This window comes from Pseudidiomarina donghaiensis (assembly GCF_900116895.1).
Classification (GTDB): Bacteria; Pseudomonadota; Gammaproteobacteria; order Enterobacterales; family Alteromonadaceae; genus Pseudidiomarina; species Pseudidiomarina donghaiensis.
In genome coordinates this window covers 1-17,111 of sequence record NZ_FPCF01000008.1, presented here as the reverse complement: position 1 = coordinate 17,111, position 17,111 = coordinate 1, and the positions used below count along the sequence as shown (strand labels likewise).

Sequence of the window (17,111 nt, the reverse complement as noted above, 5' to 3'; positions counted from 1 at the left end):
TAAGCTATAACAGTTTACGAACTCGAGGATTTTAAGCTATGGCTCAGGTCACGATTTATCATAACCCGCGCTGCTCAAAAAGCCGCCAAACATTGCAGTTGCTCGAACAAAACGGCATTGAGCCGCAGGTTGTTGAGTACTTAAAAACACCACCTAGTGTGCCAGAATTAAAAACCTTGGTAAAACAACTTGGGTTTATTTCTGCGCGAGAACTGATGCGCTCGAAAGAAGATGCTTATAAAGCACAAAATTTAGCAGAAGTTAATGATGAATCGGCGTTGTTAGAAGCTATGGCAAGTGAACCTAAGCTCATTGAGCGCCCTATTGTGGTTGTTGGTGATCAAGCCCGACTCGGTCGCCCCCCAGAAGCTGTGCTTGAGTTGCTTGACTAAATGCGCCCGCAAATTATTGTTCTGTATTACAGCCGTAACGGCGGAACTCAAAAACTCGCCGATGCCATAGCGACCGGCATTACTCAAGCCGGTGGCGATGCGTTGCTACGCACCGTTGCAGCCGCAGGAGAGCCGGCTAGCGCACGCGATTTAGCGCTGGAACCTGATGAACTCGGCCCCTGCGACGGTTTAGTGATGGGCAGTCCCGTGCGCTTCGGTCATATGGCCAGCGCATTGCAGCAATTTTGGGAACGCACAAGTTCGGTCTGGCTTAAAGGCCAATTACAAGGTAAGCCCGCGGCTGTATTTACCTCGGGAAGTAGCATGCACAGTGGTCAAGAATCAACTTTATTGGCCATGGGCGTGCCGTTGCTGCACCACGGTATGATGCTCTGTGGTATTCCCTACACCGAGCCGGCAATACAGCAAACGCAATCTGGCGGCTCGCCTTATGGTGCAAGCCATGTGTCTCACCAGCAGCAAACCAAACTAAGTGAGCATGAATATCAAGCCGCCGTCGCTTTAGGTAAACGAGTAACCTATGCCGCGACGGCACTAAAACCTTTGCAACAGCAAGGAAAGTTATGAGTACATTAAAAGCCGCTGACCAGCAAATTAGTCAAATACGTTTTTTAGCTTTGGCCAGCTATCTTGGTCTGTTGGCGCTCATGCTTATTTGGCAGGTTTGGTGCCAAAGTGATAGCGAGTTTAGCCTCACGTTTCGGTTGGTCTTGTGGGTTTTACCTTTGTTGTTTCCGCTACCTGGACTACTGCGCGGTAAACCCTATACCTATGCTTGGACCAATTTTGTTTTAATGTGGTATTACCTGCATAGCTTAACGATGCTTTATGTTGCGCCGGCAGAGCGCGGGTTTGCAGTGGCTGAATTAGTACTTACAACAGGCGCTTTTGTGGGCTGCACTTGGTATGCTCGACGTCAGGGTCGCGCCTTGGGTTTGGGCCTAAAGAAGCTAAAAGACCAAGACTAAATAGCTAATACGTCTTTGACAAAGGGAATCGTCAAGCGACGTTTTGCGGCAATAGAGGCGCGATCAAGCTTAGTCAGACAGCGCATCAAACTGCGCATATCGCGCCCTAATCGCTGCACCATAAATTGCGCGGTTTCTTCACTTAAACTCAAGCCTAAATTTTTTGCTCGAGCCTGCAAAGCTGCTACTTTGTGGTCATCATTGAGTGGTTTAACTTGTAAGGTTAAGCCCCACTGCAAGCGTGAGTGCACGTCAGCTACAGCCACATCAAGGGCGGCTGGGGCGTTGCGAGCGGTAATAACTAATAAGCCGTGATTGAGATCACGAACGCGATTAAACAACGCGAATAATTCATAACACCACTGAGTGTCACTTAACACCGCTTCAATATCATCTAAACACAGCAAGCTGTATTGCTCGAGCCCCTGTAACACCTGCGGCTGAATGCTGTCTTTTAGCTCGCCGAGCGGCAAGTACATCACCGGCTGTTGGGTGTTGGCGCATAACGCATGCAACAGGTGGCTTTTGCCTACCCCTTGGCGCCCCCACAGGTAAACCAACCCACGTTGTTGTTGTTGCACCACGTCTAGCAATTCGATGTTGTCACCCGGCTCAAATGTGGCAAAGGTTTCATCGTCTGGCAATTGTATTGCTAAGGGTAGCTGAGCTATCGCACTCAAGGTTGGCTCCAACGATAAACTGGCGTTGCAAAGGAATCACGTTGCTGCTGGTTGACGGGTTCAAATTGCTTGGTTATGTCAAGAGCGCGCATAATCTGCTCCGCTTCCGTTTGTATGTGCAACTCAAACAGTGCTTGATGTTCACCATAACTAACTAACTGCACTCTATTTACCGAAGGTACTGAGTTGAGGCGTTGCTCGGCTTGCAACACGTCGGTTACTGAAGGCAAGTTAACAATGTTTACGCGCCATAGCCCAGCGGCTTCAGCATTGGCACTAATACGGTAACGGTACGATAATTGCTTCGAAATATCGGCAATAAGTTTAGCCCCCAAATTAGCACGTTCATCGGCGCTAACTTCACCGCGCCAACGCATATCCGCTAATTTTAGAGTCCAATCAAGCGTCCAAGCTTGGTCGGTCACCGCCCTATCCGACTGGTAAATACGGGCAACTACTACACCGTCCGCATCGTATCGACTGCTCGCAAAATCAATGCGATCGTCAAATCGCGCCCATAAATCCAATACGGATAAGCTCATTGAGTCGTTTAAATCTAATAGCGGCAGCTTTACCGGTAAACCACGAATCTGCGCTTGTTCACGAAGCTGGTCAACTAAGGGCTCGATGTCCCCAGTACCAATAATTGAACGCTGCAGTCGGTCATCTTCCAACACCAACCAAAACAGAAGTTCAGGACGAAGATTGCTCCAAATACCTGAACCGGCGCTTTGAATGGTGCGATCAACTTGTGGCTGGTCAAATTGCACCCACAATAAGAGTTCATCGTCACCTTGTTGATAGCCATATTGCTGCACAAAATTACGTACATTTTGCAATGCTAATCGCACTTCTTCGTGCGCTAACAAGCTATCGTCACCCGATACTCTTATAAATGTACGCTGCAGTGCCTCTTGTAATGCCGCATCACGATCAGCCGCAGCTTGACTCGCCACCGGTACACGCGCTTGGTACATTTGTTTTAGCTCCACCGCGGCTTGGGCGGTATTCGCGCAGCATAAAACAGTCAGCAAAATAGCAAAAAATAGGGTTCGCATAGCTACCTCAACACAACATCTTGTGCCCATCATAAACAGCTGCTGCCTAGGGGGCAAGTAACAAGCTGTGGATAACCTCTGGGCGTTTAAGATTTTTTCACACCGTGCTAAACTTCGCTAAGCAACACAAGGACTTCTCACATGCTCAAGCAACAATTACGCGCTATCAGTTCATTGCTGACCAGTATTACGCTTATCGGTATTTGCACCGGCATGACGAGTACCTTGTTAAGCTTGCGCGCTACTATTGAAAATTTCGGTACGCTGACCACCGGTATTATTATGTCAGCCTACTTTATCGGGTTCTTGTTTGGCACCACGCGCGCGCCGAAAGATATCCGTCGTGTTGGTTATATTCGAGCTTTTGGTGGCCTTGCTGCGCTTGCTGCGGCGTCAATTCTAATTCAAGCTATTTGGATAGATCCCATTGTGTGGTTTGTCATGCGCTTTCTTACCGGCTTTGCTATTTCAGCTATATTCGTCATTGTTGAAAGCTGGCTCAATACCATGGCCGATAATAAAAATCGCGGCACCCTACTGTCGGTTTATTTGGTACTAATATATGGCGGCTTAGTAGCCGGCCAACTGGTTCTTGGTATTACCGACCCCGCAGGCTTTGTTGCCTTTGCCTTGGTGGCACTGCTGATCAACCTAGCGCTTATTCCTATTCTGATTAGCGTAACTGTCGAACCGACCACACACGAACCTAAAAAAGTTCCTATTCGTAGCCTGTTGAAACTGGTGCCGCTTGGCATGGTCAATGCGTTTATCATGCAAGCGTGCTACGCCATGTTCTATGGCATTGGCCCCATGTACGCCACCTATATTGGCTTATCCGTTGCCCAGGTGAGTTTGTTCATGGCCGCATTTATTCTTGGGGGCATGTTGGCTCAAGCGCCTATAGGCTTGCTTTCTGATCGCTTTGATCGACGTATTATTATGGCTGGTTGTGCCGGTACTGCAGGTATTATGGCATTCGTGTTGTCGCAACTAGATGCTTCTATTGCTTGGTTAATTTATTTGTGCGTAGGGCTGTTTGGTGCCTGTGCCCTGCCTCTATATTCACTGGGTATGGCGCACACCAACGACTATCTTGAGAAAGACCAAATGGTTGGCGCCACTGGGGCCATCATTAAAGTGGGTGGTATTGGCTCAATTATTGGTGCGCCGGCGGTTGCGGCGCTGATGCAATTTGGTGCGGTAAACTACTTCTTCTTATTAATTATGGCATTAACCTTCATCGTCTGCGGCTATTCGCTATTTCGCGTTACCCAACGCAAGAAAGCCGACGACCAATCAGCTAGCGCCTATGCCATGTTGGCCCCTACGCAAACCTCTGATGAGCTATTAACCACCCTTGCTGACGAGCAAGCGCACATGGAAGAAGAACTTGAACTGCAGCAAGAGCTTGATGAACAAAATACTCTGGATACAAACCGTTAGGCTTGTATCCAACTGTTCACGAGTTGCTGTGCTTGCTCAGCAAGCTGCGTTAAATGCTCTTGGCTGACAAAACTTTCGCAATAAATCTTGTATACCGGTTCAGTCCCTGACGGGCGTGCTGCAAACCAACCGTTGGCGGTCGTTACTTTCACACCACCAATAAGCGCGTCGTTGGCCGGAGCTTTGGTCATCACCCCAGTCACTTCATCACCGGCCAATTCGGTTAGCTGTAATTTATAAGCACGAATACCGGCAAAGCCAGCGTTTAATTCTACCGACGAGGCCACATCAATACGTTGATAGTAAGCAGTGCCATGTTCGGCACATAAATCGTCGTAGTATTGGCTTGGATTTTTGCCCGTCTTGGCGCAAATTTCTGCCGCTAACAACGCCAAAATAATGCCGTCTTTATCGGTTGACCAAGGCTGCCCTTGGCGGTCTAAGAAACTAGCGCCAGCACTCTCTTCGCCACCAAATGCCGTGGTCGCTGCGTGCAGCTCTTGCGCAAACCATTTAAAACCGACTGGCATTTCACGCAGCGTGCGTTGGTGTTTTGCCACCACACGATCAATCATGGCGCTCGACACCAAGGTTTTACCAATGGCTAATTCAGGCGCCCAGTTACGGTGTTGGCACAAATAATCAATCGCCACGGCCAGATAATGGTTCGGATTCATTAAGCCATGGGTAGGCGTGACAATGCCGTGACGGTCATAGTCAGGGTCATTACCGACGGCAATGTCATAGTCTTGTTTCAACTGCAACAAACTGGCCATGGCGTATGGCGATGAGCAATCCATACGAATTTTGCCGTCTTTGTCTAAGCTCATAAACCGGAAACTGGCGTCAACGTCCGCATTCAGTACTGTCATATCTAGGCCGTAATGCGCAGCAATGTGCGCCCAATAACTGGCACCTGCACCGCCCATGGCGTCGACACCAATGCGTAGCTTGGCGTCGGCAATGGCTTGCATATCAATCACGTCGCTTAAGCTTTCAATATAGTCTTTGCGCCAATCTACCTGCTTAAGTAGCTTGCTCGCGCGCGCTTCTGCATAAGACACGGCCTCAACGCCCATCAGCTCAGATGACAACAACGCATTGGCATATTTCTCAATGGTTTTTGTGGCATCGGTGTCAGCCGGCCCACCGTGTGGTGGGTTGTATTTAAACCCGCCGTCACTTGGCGGATTGTGCGACGGGGTAATCACCACACCGTCACAGAGCCCTTCGCTGCGGTCCTTGTTGTAACGCAAAATGGCATGGCTAATCACTGGGGTTGGCGTGTAGCCATCGTCGGTTTGAATATGAACTTCAATACCGTTGCCAATAAATACTTCTAGCGCCGTCATGTATGCCGATTCAGACAAGGCGTGGGTGTCTCGGCCCAATAACAATGGCCCAGTAATCCCCTGCTCTTCCCGGTAGCGCACTAGCGCTTGGCTAATGGCCAGAATATGGGCTTCGTTAAACGAATTATCTAACGCACAACCGCGGTGGCCCGAAGTACCAAACTTGACTTGTTGCTTGGAATTACGAGGGTCTACTTCGTTGACAAAATAAGCACTGACAAGTTGTGCAATGTTGGTTAAGTCGCTAGCTTGTGCCGGTTGGCCGGCGCGCGGATGCAATGCCATTATAAAAAGTCCCTAATTTTTTCTGCTTGTTCCTGAGAATAGCCAAGTTCCATCGCTACTTGTGTCAGCATCGATTTTTTACGTGTGGTGTTGTTATTGGTCACCACAAAATAAGGAGCGTCAGGTATTTGTTTTGGGTTGGTGCTGGTTCCGGTCGCTTCTAATTCAGCTTCGCTGGTTGCGAAGTACTGCCGATCTCGGCCACTAATTTGCAGCACGGCGTCGAAATTTTTGGCGTGACATTTGTAAAGCATGCTCAAAATGTACAAAAAGCGCGCAACAATGCTGCGCTGGCCGGCTAAATCAGCCCGCGTCATTACGTCAAATACGGTACGCCCAGTCAGATCTTGTTGCTCTGCACCGTCTTGGTCAGGCTTAGCGGCAGAAGACTCAGCCTCTGGCATGGCCAGTACCGGCTGCCCTGTCGCTTTGTCAGCGGCTGGCAAGTTCAGCAAGCGACGTAAAATTGCCGAGGCACTTTCGCCAATATGTTGTGTGTGGCTCGCAATAAAGCGATACAATTCGTCGTCAATATCAATGCGTTTGGTCATTACCCGTTCACTTCTAGTTTGACTTTTCGTTACGCGCTATTATACCCAAGCATACGCTCGGGTACAGGAATTCAACATGAGTACAGCACAGATTCTTAATTATGAAGTTATAGGGCACGGTCAGCCCGTGGTTTTGTTACATGGTTTATTTGGTGATCTGGATAATCTCAAAGGCTTAGGTCGCGACTTAAGCGAAGATTATCAGGTGATTTTGGTTGATGCACGTAACCACGGTGACTCGTTTCACAGTGACCATATGAATTACAGCGATATGGCACAAGACCTTGCCGCAACACTCGATGACATTGGCATTGAGCAAGCTCATATTGTTGGCCATTCCATGGGCGGAAAAATAGCTATGGAGTTCGCGCTAACCTACCCTGAACGCGCTTTAAGCGTCATTGCCGCAGACATTGCACCTGTGGCTTATGACCCGAAGCATCGGCATATTCTCGATGCCTTGCAGCAACTTGATCTTAGCCAAGTGAAGGCGCGTACTGACGCAGACAAGCAATTGGCGAAATTTATCGAAACCAAAGGCGTTCGCCAGTTTTTGTTGAAAAATTTACGACGCGACGACAACGGTTACAGCTGGCGTTTAAATCTAGATACTTTAAGCCAGTGTTATGGCGAAATTTCTGGCGCGGTTCGCACCGGCCACTACGACGGGCCTATTTTGTTTATCAAAGGTGGCGACTCGAATTATTTACAAAGCGAACATGAAAGCGCTATTCGCGAACGCTTTAGCAACCTAGACATGAAGATAATTGAAGGCACAGGGCACTGGCTACACGCAGAAAAGCCACGCGTTTTCAATCGGCTGGCGCGCTCATTTGTTGAGAATCATTCTCGCACCTAGGGCGCTTGCGTGCTATACTCTGCGTTCTTTTTTTGATTTCAAATAATTTCAAAACAACCAATGATCAGGTGTTACTGTTATGCTGTCAGAACATTATGAATTGATTGAATCCTTGGGTACCAATTTTGCCATTGCATTTTTATTTGTACTCATTGGGTTAGCCATTCAAGATGTCTTAAACAAAGGCGAAGTACCTAAGTTTGGTCGTTGGTTTGTGTGGTTAGTTTTGTTTTTAGGGTGTGCCGGTTTTATTGCGAAAGGCATTATTCAAGCATTCTGGGAAGCGGGTCTTTAATTTTTCACGCAGTTTAATTTTCAAGCGGGTAGTACGATTCTATGGCAAGTGTAGGTATATTTTTCGGTAGCGACACTGGAAACACTGAAGCTGTTGCGCAAATGATTCAAAAAGAGTTGGGCAAACAACTTATTGATGTCTTTGATATCGCAAAATCAAGCAAAGAAGACATCGCGTCGTATGACTTACTCATGTTTGGCATTCCGACATGGTATTACGGCGAAGCTCAGTGCGACTGGGATGACTTTTTCCCAGAGCTTGAAGAGATTGATTTCAATAATAAACTAATCGCAATTTTTGGTTGCGGTGACCAAGAAGATTATGCAGAGTACTTTTTAGATGCCATGGGTACCGTACGTGATATCGTTGAAGCACGCGGTGGCATTATTATTGGTCACTGGTCAACCGAAGGCTACGAATTTGAAGCATCACGCGCGCTAGTCGACGACACGCATTTTGTCGGTTTAGGTATTGATGAAGATCGTCAGCCTGAACTGACGAAAGAACGCGTACAACAATGGTGTGCACAAATTCGCGACGAAATGGGCTTAGACCAATTAGGCTAACCAAAAACGCATAGCGAAGAGATTCATGAGCAGCAAAGACGAATTACAATTAAAAAAAGCAGGGTTAAAAGTCACCTCACCGCGGATCAAAATTCTTGAGATTTTGAAAAACCCGGCGAATCAGCATATTAGCGCTGAAGACGTGTACAAAATTCTGCTCGAAAAAAATGAAGAAATTGGTTTAGCGACGGTTTATCGCGTGCTCAACCAATTCGACGATGCCGGCATTGTGAGTCGTCACCATTTTGAAGGTGGCCGTTCCGTATTCGAACTAAGCGCGAAAGACCACCATGACCACTTGGTTTGTTTAACCTGTGGCCACGTGTTTGAGTTTGAAGATGATGTGATTGAGCGCCGTCAGCTAGACGTTGCTGAGGCGAACAATATTCGTTTAACCAATCACAGCCTGTATTTGTATGGCGAATGTAAGTCACCAGATACCTGCGAAAATAACCAAGCTGATCTCGACTAAGTCGTTTTCCACAGCGAGTTAAAAACCTCGTAAAAAGGCCAGTTAAAAAAAAGCGGCGCGATGAATCAATCATCGCGCCGCTTTTTTATGCTTTTAGCAAATTAGTTATCGTTTTCTGACCAAGTGTCACGCAAGCCAACGGTCTGATTAAACACCAAAGCCCCCGGCTGACTGTCTTGACTGTCGGCACAGAAGTAGCCAATGCGTTCAAACTGATACGCTTGTTCGGCTTGAGCATTGGCAAGGCTTGGCTCAACAAAGCCATGTTTCACCACCAACGACTCTGGGTTTAAAGTGGCAAAAAAGTCATCTTCGGCGCCAGGGTTTGGCACCTGGAACAAACGATCGTACAAGCGTAACTCGGCAGCAATGGCATGTTCAGCCGCAACCCAATGAATCACCCCTTTCACCTTGCGACCATCGGCTGGGTCTTTGCCTAAGGTTTCTGGGTCATAGGAGCAATAAATGGTCGTTATTTCACCCGCAGCGTCTTTTTCTACGCGCTCGGCTTTAATAACATAGGCATTACGCAAGCGAACTTCTTTGCCAAGCACCAAGCGCTTGTATTTTTTGTTCGCTTCTTCACGGAAGTCTTCACGCTCAATTAAAATTTCACGTGCAAATGGCACTTGGCGCACACCCATGCTGTCGTCATTCGGATGATTAGGTGCATCAAGCTGCTCTTCGTGTGCCGCCGGGTAATTTTCAATCACCAAACGCACTGGGTCAATAACTGCCATTGCGCGTGGGGCTTTCTGGTTCAACTCGTCACGAATACAAGCCTCGAGCATGCTCATCTCAACTTGGTTGTCCATTTTGGTCACACCAATACGATGACAAAACTCACGAATAGAAGACGGCGTATAACCACGACGGCGAATACCAGCAATAGTTGGCATGCGTGGGTCGTCCCAGCCGCTGACTTTGCCTTCTTCAACCAGCATGTTTAGCTTACGCTTACTCATAACCGTGTATTGCAGATTTAACCGCGAAAACTCGATTTGCTGCGGATGGCAGTCAATGCTGATGTTATCAAGTACCCAGTCATACAAACGGCGGTTATCTTGAAACTCAAGGGTACACAATGAGTGCGTAATACCTTCAATGGCATCCGAAATACAATGCGTAAAGTCGTACATTGGGTACACACACCACTTGTCGCCAGTTTGATGGTGATGCGCAAAGCGTACCCGATAAATAACTGGGTCTCGCATACACATAAACGGCGAGCTCATGTCTATTTTCGCGCGCAAACACACCTCACCTTCTTGATATTTACCGGCGGTCATGTCGGCAAATATTTTCAGGTTTTCTTCCACAGCGGTATCGCGGTATGGGCTATTGCTGCCTGGCTCTTTCAAGGTGCCACGCATTTCGCGCATTTGTTCTTGGCTGGAAAAGTCGCAATAAGCTAAGCCTTTCTCAATCAGCTCAACCGCATAGCCATGCAAACGGTCAAAGTAGTCTGACGAATAACGCGGCTTGCCTTCCCACGTGTAACCTAGCCACTGCACGTCTTCTTGAATGGAGTTTACGTAGTCCACTTTTTCTTTCAATGGATTGGTGTCGTCAAAACGTAGGTTACAGCTACCTTGGTAGTCTTGCGCGATACCAAAATTAAGCACGATCGATTTCGCGTGGCCAATGTGCAAAAAGCCATTCGGCTCCGGCGGGAAACGCGTGTGCACGCTTTGATGCTTACCTGAAGCAAGATCTTGGTCAATAATTTGACGAATAAAGTTACTACGAGGCGTGTCTGCGGCCGTTTTCTCTGCCATGAATACCGTTACTCCGATGCTGTGCTTAAAAATGACCGCTATGATCGCAGTTTCTGGCAGCCTGCGCAAGGCCTACACGTTGCTTAACCGGTACAACCGAAGAACAATTCCGCCGCACGTAACTCATCTTGCGCATGGCCTAGTTCAAGCGCTACAAAACGCACCTTGGTTCCGGCGCTTGCTTGGGCTAATGCCATACGGGCTGACCAGCTAAGCACCCCAACTTTCGGGTAGCCACCAAGCGACTGTGCATCGTTTAGCATGACAATAGGTTGGCCATCAGGTGGAATTTGTATGGCGCCCACCGGCAATGGCTCAGAGATAATTTGTGGGTGCGGCCAATGCATGCCTTGTTCGCCCTGTAAACGAACGCCCATGCGGTCTTGCTGCGCAGTGACGGTATAGGCTTGATTGAACAGTCGTTGCTGCTCGTCTGCACTAAATTGGGCAAATTGCGCCACCGGCACCATGCCCAATTGCAGCTCGCTATGTGCCGAAATACGGGGTATCAGCTCATGTTTGGGTCGCCGATTAACAACAGCTGGGTACATTGAAGCGCAGCCTTTGGCTAGTTCATCCCCTACTTGCAAGGGTGTACCGTCGCCACGCAGCCCACCTAAACCGTCGCGCACCACAGTAGCGGCGGAACCTAAGGTAAGTGGCACATCAAAGCCGCCGGCTACAGCCAAATAGCAACGTAAGCCGCGGGCTGGGGCTAGAATGTCAATTTCATCGCCCGCCGCTGTCGCAAAAACTTGCCAGTTCGGCTGGGGTTGATCGTTAAGGTTCACGTTAGCCGCAGCGCCGCACACAACGGCAAATCCCGGCGTTAGCACCGTCGCTTTAAATCCGCCTAGGGTTACCTCAATGGCCGGCGCGTTGGGGGCATTGCCGAGTAATTTATTGGCCCACAAAAACGCACGTTCATCCACCGCCCCTCCACGGCTTACGCCTTGAGAACTATAGCCAAAGCGCCCACGGTCTTGCACCGTCGCCAATAGGCCTGGCTGCACTATTTTTAAATGTGCGTTTTTTAAATGTGCGTTAGTACTCATGACAATGCTCTTTGCTGCTTTTCAAGCGCGGCAAACTCAGCAGCACTAATCACTTCAAACACCACGCTGTCGCCGGCTTGTATTGCCCAGCCCAAATTCTCATTCGGGTTCATATTCCAATTCGCAACCCGGCCAATAAGGTTCCACCCACCCGGTGATGTGCGTGGATAAATCGCGGTTTGTTGATTCGCTATGGCCACACTACCCGCGGGTACTTTACTGCGCGGCGTAGCTAACCGAGGTGTTTGAATTCGCTCGTCAACATCGCCTAAATAAGCGAAGCCAGGGGCAAACCCCACGGTGTAAACATGATATTCACGCGCACTGTGCAGCGCGATAATTTGTGCAGCACTAAGCCCGGTGTGCTCCATCACTCGCGGCATATCGGGCGCATACGGTGCTTCATAGCACACCTTAAAGCGATGTTGAGTGCTTGCTAAGCTGTGGTGTTGTTCACTTGGTTGGCGCAGTAATTGCTCAATGTAACGCGTTACGCTTGGTAGGTCTGTTTGGTGAATATCATAAACCACCATGGCGCTATGGTAGGCCGGAACAATGTCACGTAACCAACTAGGGTTAGCCTGCTTCAGTTGTGCGGCAAATTGGTGTACTGCTTGATTAATGGCGAGATCAACGCGCGCTTCAAAAGCCACCATCACTGCATCGATGGCCGCTACTTCTACCCGTGCTTGCATGGTTAGTTCTCGAGCAGTAATTGACGAATGGCAGCCACTGTTGCAATAGACTCTGGGTTATCGCCATGCACACACAAGGTATCGGCGCGTAGTGTCAATAAGCAGCCATCGGCGGCCGTGATGGGGGCGCCAGCTTTGAATGCGCGCACCTGTTGCAAAATGTCTTGCCGCTGCGTTAGCACGGCGTCAGCGTAATGTCGTGAACGTAACGATCCATCGGCTTCATAGCGCCGGTCAGCAAATGCCTCAAAGCACAGGTCGACACCAAACTCAGCCGCCACATGGCGATGAGGCTCAGAATGAGTGGTTGCCAAAGTCACCAAAAACAATGGCGCTTGCTGGCGCTGCTGGCGGCTCTCATTCATTTGACCAACGGCCTGACACACTGTGCGGAACAATTGCGGCGACTTTTGCATGTCGTTATAAAGCGCACCATGGGGCTTAACGTAACTGAGCACCACGTTTTGGGCATCACACAATGCCTGCATGGCGCCAATTTGGTAATGCAATATAGCCTGCAACTCTGCAGCGGTAAACGCCATGCTACGCCGCCCAAAACCTTGAATGTCGGGATACGCCGGGTGCGCGCCAATGGTCACCCCGTGTCGCTTCGCTAGCGCTATGGTTGAGGCCATAATGGCTGGCCCACCGGCGTGAAAGCCACAGGCAATATTAGCCATATCAATGTGCGGCATCACCGCTTGGTCGTCACCCATCGTCCAAGCAGCATAGCTTTCACCCATATCGCAATTAAGTTTTATCACGCTCATTGGTCTCGTTGGTGTTTTTAGCTTTTCGTGCGCCCGCAAAGCGCGCATAACTGTAGGCAAATAAGTAAGCCCCAAGGCCGATACTACTAATAAACAACGGCGCAATGGTCAACCCACTCATCTGGTGAGCGCCATAAACCGCAGCCGCACCGGTTAGGCCTAAAGTTAATAATGACGCGGCCACCAAAGTAATGGGTTCGAGCCACTTCACCAGCGCATTGCCAATCAATAAATTAGCCAGAGCGCCTAAAATAATGCCCCATGCAATAGGCACCCCAAGCTGATACCAACCAAGTTGCCAGTCGACAATAGCAGCCCACAGCTGCTCTTCACTGGCGTTATAAAATAATAAACCGACTAAGCCCGCTAAAATAACTAAACGTGTCGTTAGTGACATTTGTTTTCCTTACATCATAAGCCAAGACAATAGCCCCAGAACGACGGCAATAATAGGCACCCACAAAATGGGTGACTGATACCAACGTAACACCGGTTGCTGATACGGTTGTTGTTGCTGAGTTTGCGGCTCTGGTCGGCGTTGTGACACCAACCATGCAACCCCTGCCCCCATGAGGATAAAACCAAGAATACGATAACTTGAAACCGCGTCCCCTGCTGGTGCAAGCACCAACAATAAAATACCACTGACAATAACCGTCAACGCGGCAATTCGTGTTGCACTAGTTGTTTTCATTCTTATGTATGTGCCCTTGTTTTTTTGCTTTACGCCAGGCGCTGTAAAACCACACCCAACCCACCAATTGCATGATCACACCAATAACAATGGTGCCCAAGGTTTGCTCCCATATACCACTTAACATGGCAGCAAACCCAATAACTGCGAGTAACAATGGAAATATCATAACCTAATCCTCGTCATCGAGTACTCACTGTATTCACCTACCTTACTGAAAACTGCGACACGGTAAAAGTACTCGCACGACATATTCGACTATTGTCGAGGCCAATGCCATACTGGAAAACACATTTTCGCATTAAGCGTAGCAGATTTAACTGGGTGACATGGAGCAATGACATGACGCGTGCGCCACAAGATAATCAATTAGAAGTATGTGAATCAGAGCATTTACAACGCGACGATACCGTTCACACCGCCCTACAACGTCAGTTAACACCACTTTTAACCGTGTATCGAATAATTCCTCAACGGGCGATACGTATGATTGGACCATGGTGCTTTCTTGATCATTTTGGCCCAGTGGCGCCAGCCAATTACCGACAGTTCAATGTTGCTCCGCACCCGCATATAGGTTTACAAACCATTACGTGGCTATTATCAGGGCAATTGCTGCATCAAGATAGTCTGGGTTATGAGCAACCCTTACGCAGTGGCCAGCTCAATTTAATGACCGCGGGCCGCGGCATTAGTCATGCCGAAGTCGCTGATCATGATCCTGATCAACCGCTACACGGGTTGCAACTGTGGTGCGCACTACCACCGGAGTACGAACAAACTGAACCACGGTTTGACCATTATCAGCAGGTTCCAAAATTTAGCCTCGGAGACTGCACCGCGACATTAATTGTTGGTACTTATGTAGCAACACAAGGCGGTCATCAAAAGCGCTTAACTAGCCCAGCATTGAGTTTTAGTCCCGCAACTGCGTTGTTACTGCAAACCCCTCAAGCCACTGCTATTGAACTAGCGCTTGAACGCGAATTTGAATACGGTCTCTACGTAGTAAGCGGCACTATGACAGCGCTAAGTAAAAAAGTACGCACCCATGAGTTGCTATCTATTGGCGCCAACCGCACGCGTTTAACAGCGGAGTTAAGCGCCGATTGTACTGTGTTATTACTTGGCGGTGAGGCCTTTGAACAGCCCGTTAAAATATGGTGGAATTTTGTGAGTGCTTCCGAGCAACGGGTAAGGCAAGCCCAGCAAGACTGGGATAATCACCATGAACGCTTTGGCCGCGTCGCAAATTACCGCGCGGCTAAATAATCACTCAACCACAATAGCGTAAAAAATTATGGGTGTTATTTCATCAATACAGGCATTCACGCGGCGCATTGGCTTGTGGCTGTTAGCCGCTAGTATAACGTTAGCGGTACTATTCACTGCAGTGTTAATTTATAAATTAACAGTATTTGAACCCGCTCCACCCACCGTTGCTAACTGCAAATCGCTGCAACTGATTGTTTCTAATGACGGCGGTGCAGAGATTCATGTTTATCAATGCCAGCGGGGCGAGAAAAACAATAAATGGCAAGGCTACGAGGTTTGGCTTTATGAGCCGAGCCTCGAAGATTGGTCACGTCTAGCAACAGCCGAATTGGGTGATTGTTTAACGGTAAGTTGGCAGCGAGAGCGCGAGCTTGTCATTCACCATGGTCATAGCCGCGGCGATATTAATCTTGCGCAAAGCTCGATTATTTATCAACCAGCCAATGCACCGGCTAATACCATCAGCATTGCGACTTTACGGAGCCAGCATTGTGCAGATATTTAGTTCAATGTAATAGTATTTTACCAATTGCATTGCTTGAAATTAGACTATGAATATCGTGTCAGCAATGCACTTGCCCACGCAGGGTCGTTCCAGACACGGCAAACCCAGACGAAAAAGTCTTCGGTTTCTTCATCGACGGCATCATGAGTTGGGTCTTCAATAACTGGTGTTGAGTTATATTCCAGACATAGTGGCTGACCATCAGAGGGCTTAATCTCCAGTCGCCTGACACCATCTCCAGTATAAGTTATATGACATTCACCATGCCCTATGGGCCATTTTCCTGTGTGGCTTTGAAGCACCAACTGTTCACCATCTTTCCAAACGGCTAACCACTCCCCTTTATGCTTATACGCAAAACCCGAAAAGGAAGTAACCTTTTTGAACCATGATGTTTTGACCTTAAAGGGGGCAGGAACCAAAGTGGCACTTTTCCAGTGGCACCCCCAAACTTTTAGTATCTTTGTCATTGGCCAAGCATCCTATTAACTGTCTTGCTGGAGCGAGTAAGGGCGGAAAGGGTGTTGTCCCAGCTACCATATTAGTCGAGTAGGTCCTCTGGTGAAGGCCCAGCTTTATTTCCATATTTAAAGTAATTCCTAGCGTTAGCCCATTGTTTTGCAACCCATGGTCCTTGTTCACGCATATCTAACTTCAATTGGTTTCTTTTACCACTTAAATATCGAACCACATACTCAGCAGACTTGCCGCTAGCAAGAAGCTCTGTTGCTTCTGCTCCTATTTTTGATAGGCCTTTAATATAATTTGTCCGGATAACTTGCAATGCAGCCCTGAAAGCAATTAATCCTTTTGCTGATGCTTTGATGCCAATCCCACCTATTATATAACTTTCTGGCGAAACTGATTCGAGGCTCGGTTCACTATTAACTATCTTGTGATAGCTGCCATCTGGAGAAATCGTGAGATAGGTGTCATTTCCAGCAGAATAAGATAGCGAACCATCTTTGTGCTCAGCGGTTAGTTCAAGACCGCCAAGCTCTAACGCTTCCCTAGTCTGCTCAAAAGAAAGCTGACTTTGATTGGTACTGCCGTTCTGCGAACCAATCTCAGAAGCTTCCTTCTGATTATTTGTTACGGGCGCCTGCTGCTCGTTGCCATTACTCGATAACTGAGCGTAATCTTGGGTTCTAGATATTATTCGGACGCCATTTATCGACTCATCAGTATCACAGTGTATCGATAACATACACTTGGCAATATACCCGCTCGGGTCTGTTCCCGCCAGCGGGTTGTTCATAATGTAAGAATACGGGTTCAGGCTTTGGCTGTTGCCCGGCGCTTGAATGAACGGGTCGACACTTAAAAAGCGGCCAAAATTGTAATCGTACACCCGCCCGTTCATATGAATCAACTGCGCTTCATCAATGTGCTCGTGG

Annotated in this window: 23 protein-coding genes; 10 read left to right on the top strand and 13 right to left on the bottom strand. The window is 48.4% G+C overall.

The window, feature by feature from the left end; genetic code table 11:
* Nucleotides 1-38 precede the first annotated feature (38 nt).
* The 3 genes from arsC to BM334_RS11150 are packed head-to-tail and all read left to right on the top strand — an operon-like array spanning nucleotide 39 to nucleotide 1,381.
* The gene (gene arsC / locus BM334_RS11160) at nucleotides 39-392 is read left to right on the top strand and encodes an arsenate reductase (glutaredoxin) (RefSeq protein WP_092841748.1); all 354 of its coding nucleotides are present in this window, start codon (nucleotides 39-41) and stop codon (nucleotides 390-392) included.
* Nucleotides 393-980, top strand: coding sequence for a flavodoxin family protein (locus BM334_RS11155; protein ID WP_092841746.1), 588 nt, complete (start codon nucleotides 393-395; stop codon nucleotides 978-980).
* Nucleotides 977-1,381 carry a DUF2069 domain-containing protein gene (locus BM334_RS11150; protein WP_092841744.1) on the top strand — a complete coding sequence of 135 codons (405 nt, stop codon included), beginning with the start codon at nucleotides 977-979 and terminating at the stop codon, nucleotides 1,379-1,381. Before BM334_RS11155 ends, BM334_RS11150 begins: the two co-directional genes overlap by 4 nt.
* On the opposite strand, the gene hda is transcribed toward BM334_RS11150, so the two are convergent.
* Nucleotides 1,378-2,061 (bottom strand): DnaA regulatory inactivator Hda, encoded by a 684-nt coding sequence (gene hda, locus BM334_RS11145; RefSeq protein ID WP_241970988.1) that lies wholly within the window; start codon nucleotides 2,059-2,061, stop codon nucleotides 1,378-1,380. The two genes, BM334_RS11150 and hda, sit on opposite strands and share 4 nt — an antisense overlap.
* The gene (locus BM334_RS11140) at nucleotides 2,058-3,119 is read right to left on the bottom strand and encodes a DUF2066 domain-containing protein (protein WP_157981890.1); all 1,062 of its coding nucleotides are present in this window, start codon (nucleotides 3,117-3,119) and stop codon (nucleotides 2,058-2,060) included. Before BM334_RS11140 ends, hda begins: the two co-directional genes overlap by 4 nt.
* A 141-nt stretch (nucleotides 3,120-3,260) precedes the next feature.
* Here BM334_RS11140 and BM334_RS11135 point away from each other — a divergent pair, with 141 nt between their 5' ends.
* Nucleotides 3,261-4,562, top strand: coding sequence for an MFS transporter (locus BM334_RS11135; RefSeq protein WP_092841739.1), 1,302 nt, complete (start codon nucleotides 3,261-3,263; stop codon nucleotides 4,560-4,562).
* Here the strand turns inward: BM334_RS11135 and pgm are convergent.
* Both pgm and seqA read right to left on the bottom strand, forming a co-directional pair.
* Nucleotides 4,559-6,199, bottom strand: coding sequence for a phosphoglucomutase (alpha-D-glucose-1,6-bisphosphate-dependent) (pgm, locus tag BM334_RS11130; protein ID WP_092841737.1), 1,641 nt, complete (start codon nucleotides 6,197-6,199; stop codon nucleotides 4,559-4,561). The genes BM334_RS11135 and pgm overlap by 4 nt on opposite strands.
* Complete coding sequence (gene seqA / locus BM334_RS11125) at nucleotides 6,199-6,750, bottom strand: replication initiation negative regulator SeqA (protein WP_092841735.1); 552 nt, start codon at nucleotides 6,748-6,750, stop codon at nucleotides 6,199-6,201. The genes pgm and seqA overlap by 1 nt, the downstream gene beginning before the upstream one ends.
* 76 nt (nucleotides 6,751-6,826) lie before the next feature.
* Here seqA and BM334_RS11120 point away from each other — a divergent pair, with 76 nt between their 5' ends.
* The 4 genes from BM334_RS11120 (at nucleotide 6,827) to fur (ending at nucleotide 8,942) form a co-directional block, all read left to right on the top strand.
* Nucleotides 6,827-7,609: an alpha/beta fold hydrolase gene (locus BM334_RS11120; RefSeq protein ID WP_092841733.1), complete on the top strand. Its 783-nt coding sequence runs from the start codon at nucleotides 6,827-6,829 to the stop codon at nucleotides 7,607-7,609.
* A gap of 79 nt (nucleotides 7,610-7,688) precedes the next feature.
* Nucleotides 7,689-7,904 carry a DUF2788 domain-containing protein gene (locus tag BM334_RS11115; protein WP_092841731.1) on the top strand — a complete coding sequence of 72 codons (216 nt, stop codon included), beginning with the start codon at nucleotides 7,689-7,691 and terminating at the stop codon, nucleotides 7,902-7,904.
* 41 nt (nucleotides 7,905-7,945) lie between these two features.
* The gene (gene fldA, locus BM334_RS11110) at nucleotides 7,946-8,470 is read left to right on the top strand and encodes a flavodoxin FldA (protein ID WP_055438767.1); all 525 of its coding nucleotides are present in this window, start codon (nucleotides 7,946-7,948) and stop codon (nucleotides 8,468-8,470) included.
* Between the two features lie 25 nt (nucleotides 8,471-8,495).
* Nucleotides 8,496-8,942: a ferric iron uptake transcriptional regulator gene (gene fur / locus BM334_RS11105; RefSeq protein WP_092841729.1), complete on the top strand. Its 447-nt coding sequence runs from the start codon at nucleotides 8,496-8,498 to the stop codon at nucleotides 8,940-8,942.
* Between the two features lie 101 nt (nucleotides 8,943-9,043).
* On the opposite strand, the gene glnS is transcribed toward fur, so the two are convergent.
* From glnS to BM334_RS11070, 7 genes are all read right to left on the bottom strand, one after another.
* Nucleotides 9,044-10,720: a glutamine--tRNA ligase gene (glnS, locus tag BM334_RS11100; RefSeq protein WP_092841727.1), complete on the bottom strand. Its 1,677-nt coding sequence runs from the start codon at nucleotides 10,718-10,720 to the stop codon at nucleotides 9,044-9,046.
* A gap of 83 nt (nucleotides 10,721-10,803) precedes the next feature.
* Nucleotides 10,804-11,775, bottom strand: a complete 972-nt coding sequence (locus tag BM334_RS11095; RefSeq protein ID WP_092841725.1) for a 5-oxoprolinase subunit C family protein — start codon at nucleotides 11,773-11,775, stop codon at nucleotides 10,804-10,806.
* Nucleotides 11,772-12,470 (bottom strand): 5-oxoprolinase subunit PxpB, encoded by a 699-nt coding sequence (gene pxpB, locus BM334_RS11090; RefSeq protein ID WP_092841724.1) that lies wholly within the window; start codon nucleotides 12,468-12,470, stop codon nucleotides 11,772-11,774. Before pxpB ends, BM334_RS11095 begins: the two co-directional genes overlap by 4 nt.
* Before the next feature lie 2 nt (nucleotides 12,471-12,472).
* A complete protein-coding gene (locus BM334_RS11085; protein WP_092841723.1) occupies nucleotides 12,473-13,240 on the bottom strand; it encodes a 5-oxoprolinase subunit PxpA in 768 nt (255 codons plus the stop codon).
* Nucleotides 13,221-13,637, bottom strand: coding sequence for a hypothetical protein (locus tag BM334_RS11080; protein ID WP_092841722.1), 417 nt, complete (start codon nucleotides 13,635-13,637; stop codon nucleotides 13,221-13,223). Before BM334_RS11080 ends, BM334_RS11085 begins: the two co-directional genes overlap by 20 nt.
* A gap of 9 nt (nucleotides 13,638-13,646) precedes the next feature.
* Nucleotides 13,647-13,934: a hypothetical protein gene (locus tag BM334_RS11075; protein WP_092841721.1), complete on the bottom strand. Its 288-nt coding sequence runs from the start codon at nucleotides 13,932-13,934 to the stop codon at nucleotides 13,647-13,649.
* A complete protein-coding gene (locus BM334_RS11070; RefSeq protein ID WP_092841719.1) occupies nucleotides 13,921-14,103 on the bottom strand; it encodes a hypothetical protein in 183 nt (60 codons plus the stop codon). The genes BM334_RS11075 and BM334_RS11070 overlap by 14 nt, the downstream gene beginning before the upstream one ends.
* Before the next feature lie 173 nt (nucleotides 14,104-14,276).
* Between BM334_RS11070 and BM334_RS11065 the strand changes: the two genes are divergently transcribed.
* Nucleotides 14,277-15,206, top strand: a complete 930-nt coding sequence (locus BM334_RS11065; protein WP_177215089.1) for a pirin family protein — start codon at nucleotides 14,277-14,279, stop codon at nucleotides 15,204-15,206.
* A gap of 28 nt (nucleotides 15,207-15,234) precedes the next feature.
* Nucleotides 15,235-15,714, top strand: a complete 480-nt coding sequence (locus tag BM334_RS11060) for a hypothetical protein (RefSeq protein WP_092841715.1) — start codon at nucleotides 15,235-15,237, stop codon at nucleotides 15,712-15,714.
* Nucleotides 15,715-15,758: 44 nt separating this feature from the next.
* Here BM334_RS11060 and BM334_RS11055 read toward each other — a convergent pair whose 3' ends face one another.
* On the bottom strand, nucleotides 15,759-16,184 hold the full coding sequence (locus tag BM334_RS11055) for a hypothetical protein (RefSeq protein WP_092841713.1): 426 nt from the start codon (nucleotides 16,182-16,184) through the stop codon (nucleotides 15,759-15,761).
* Nucleotides 16,185-16,255: 71 nt separating this feature from the next.
* On the bottom strand, nucleotides 16,256-17,111 hold an 856-nt coding region (locus BM334_RS11050), incomplete at its 5' end, for an RHS repeat domain-containing protein (protein ID WP_143119034.1).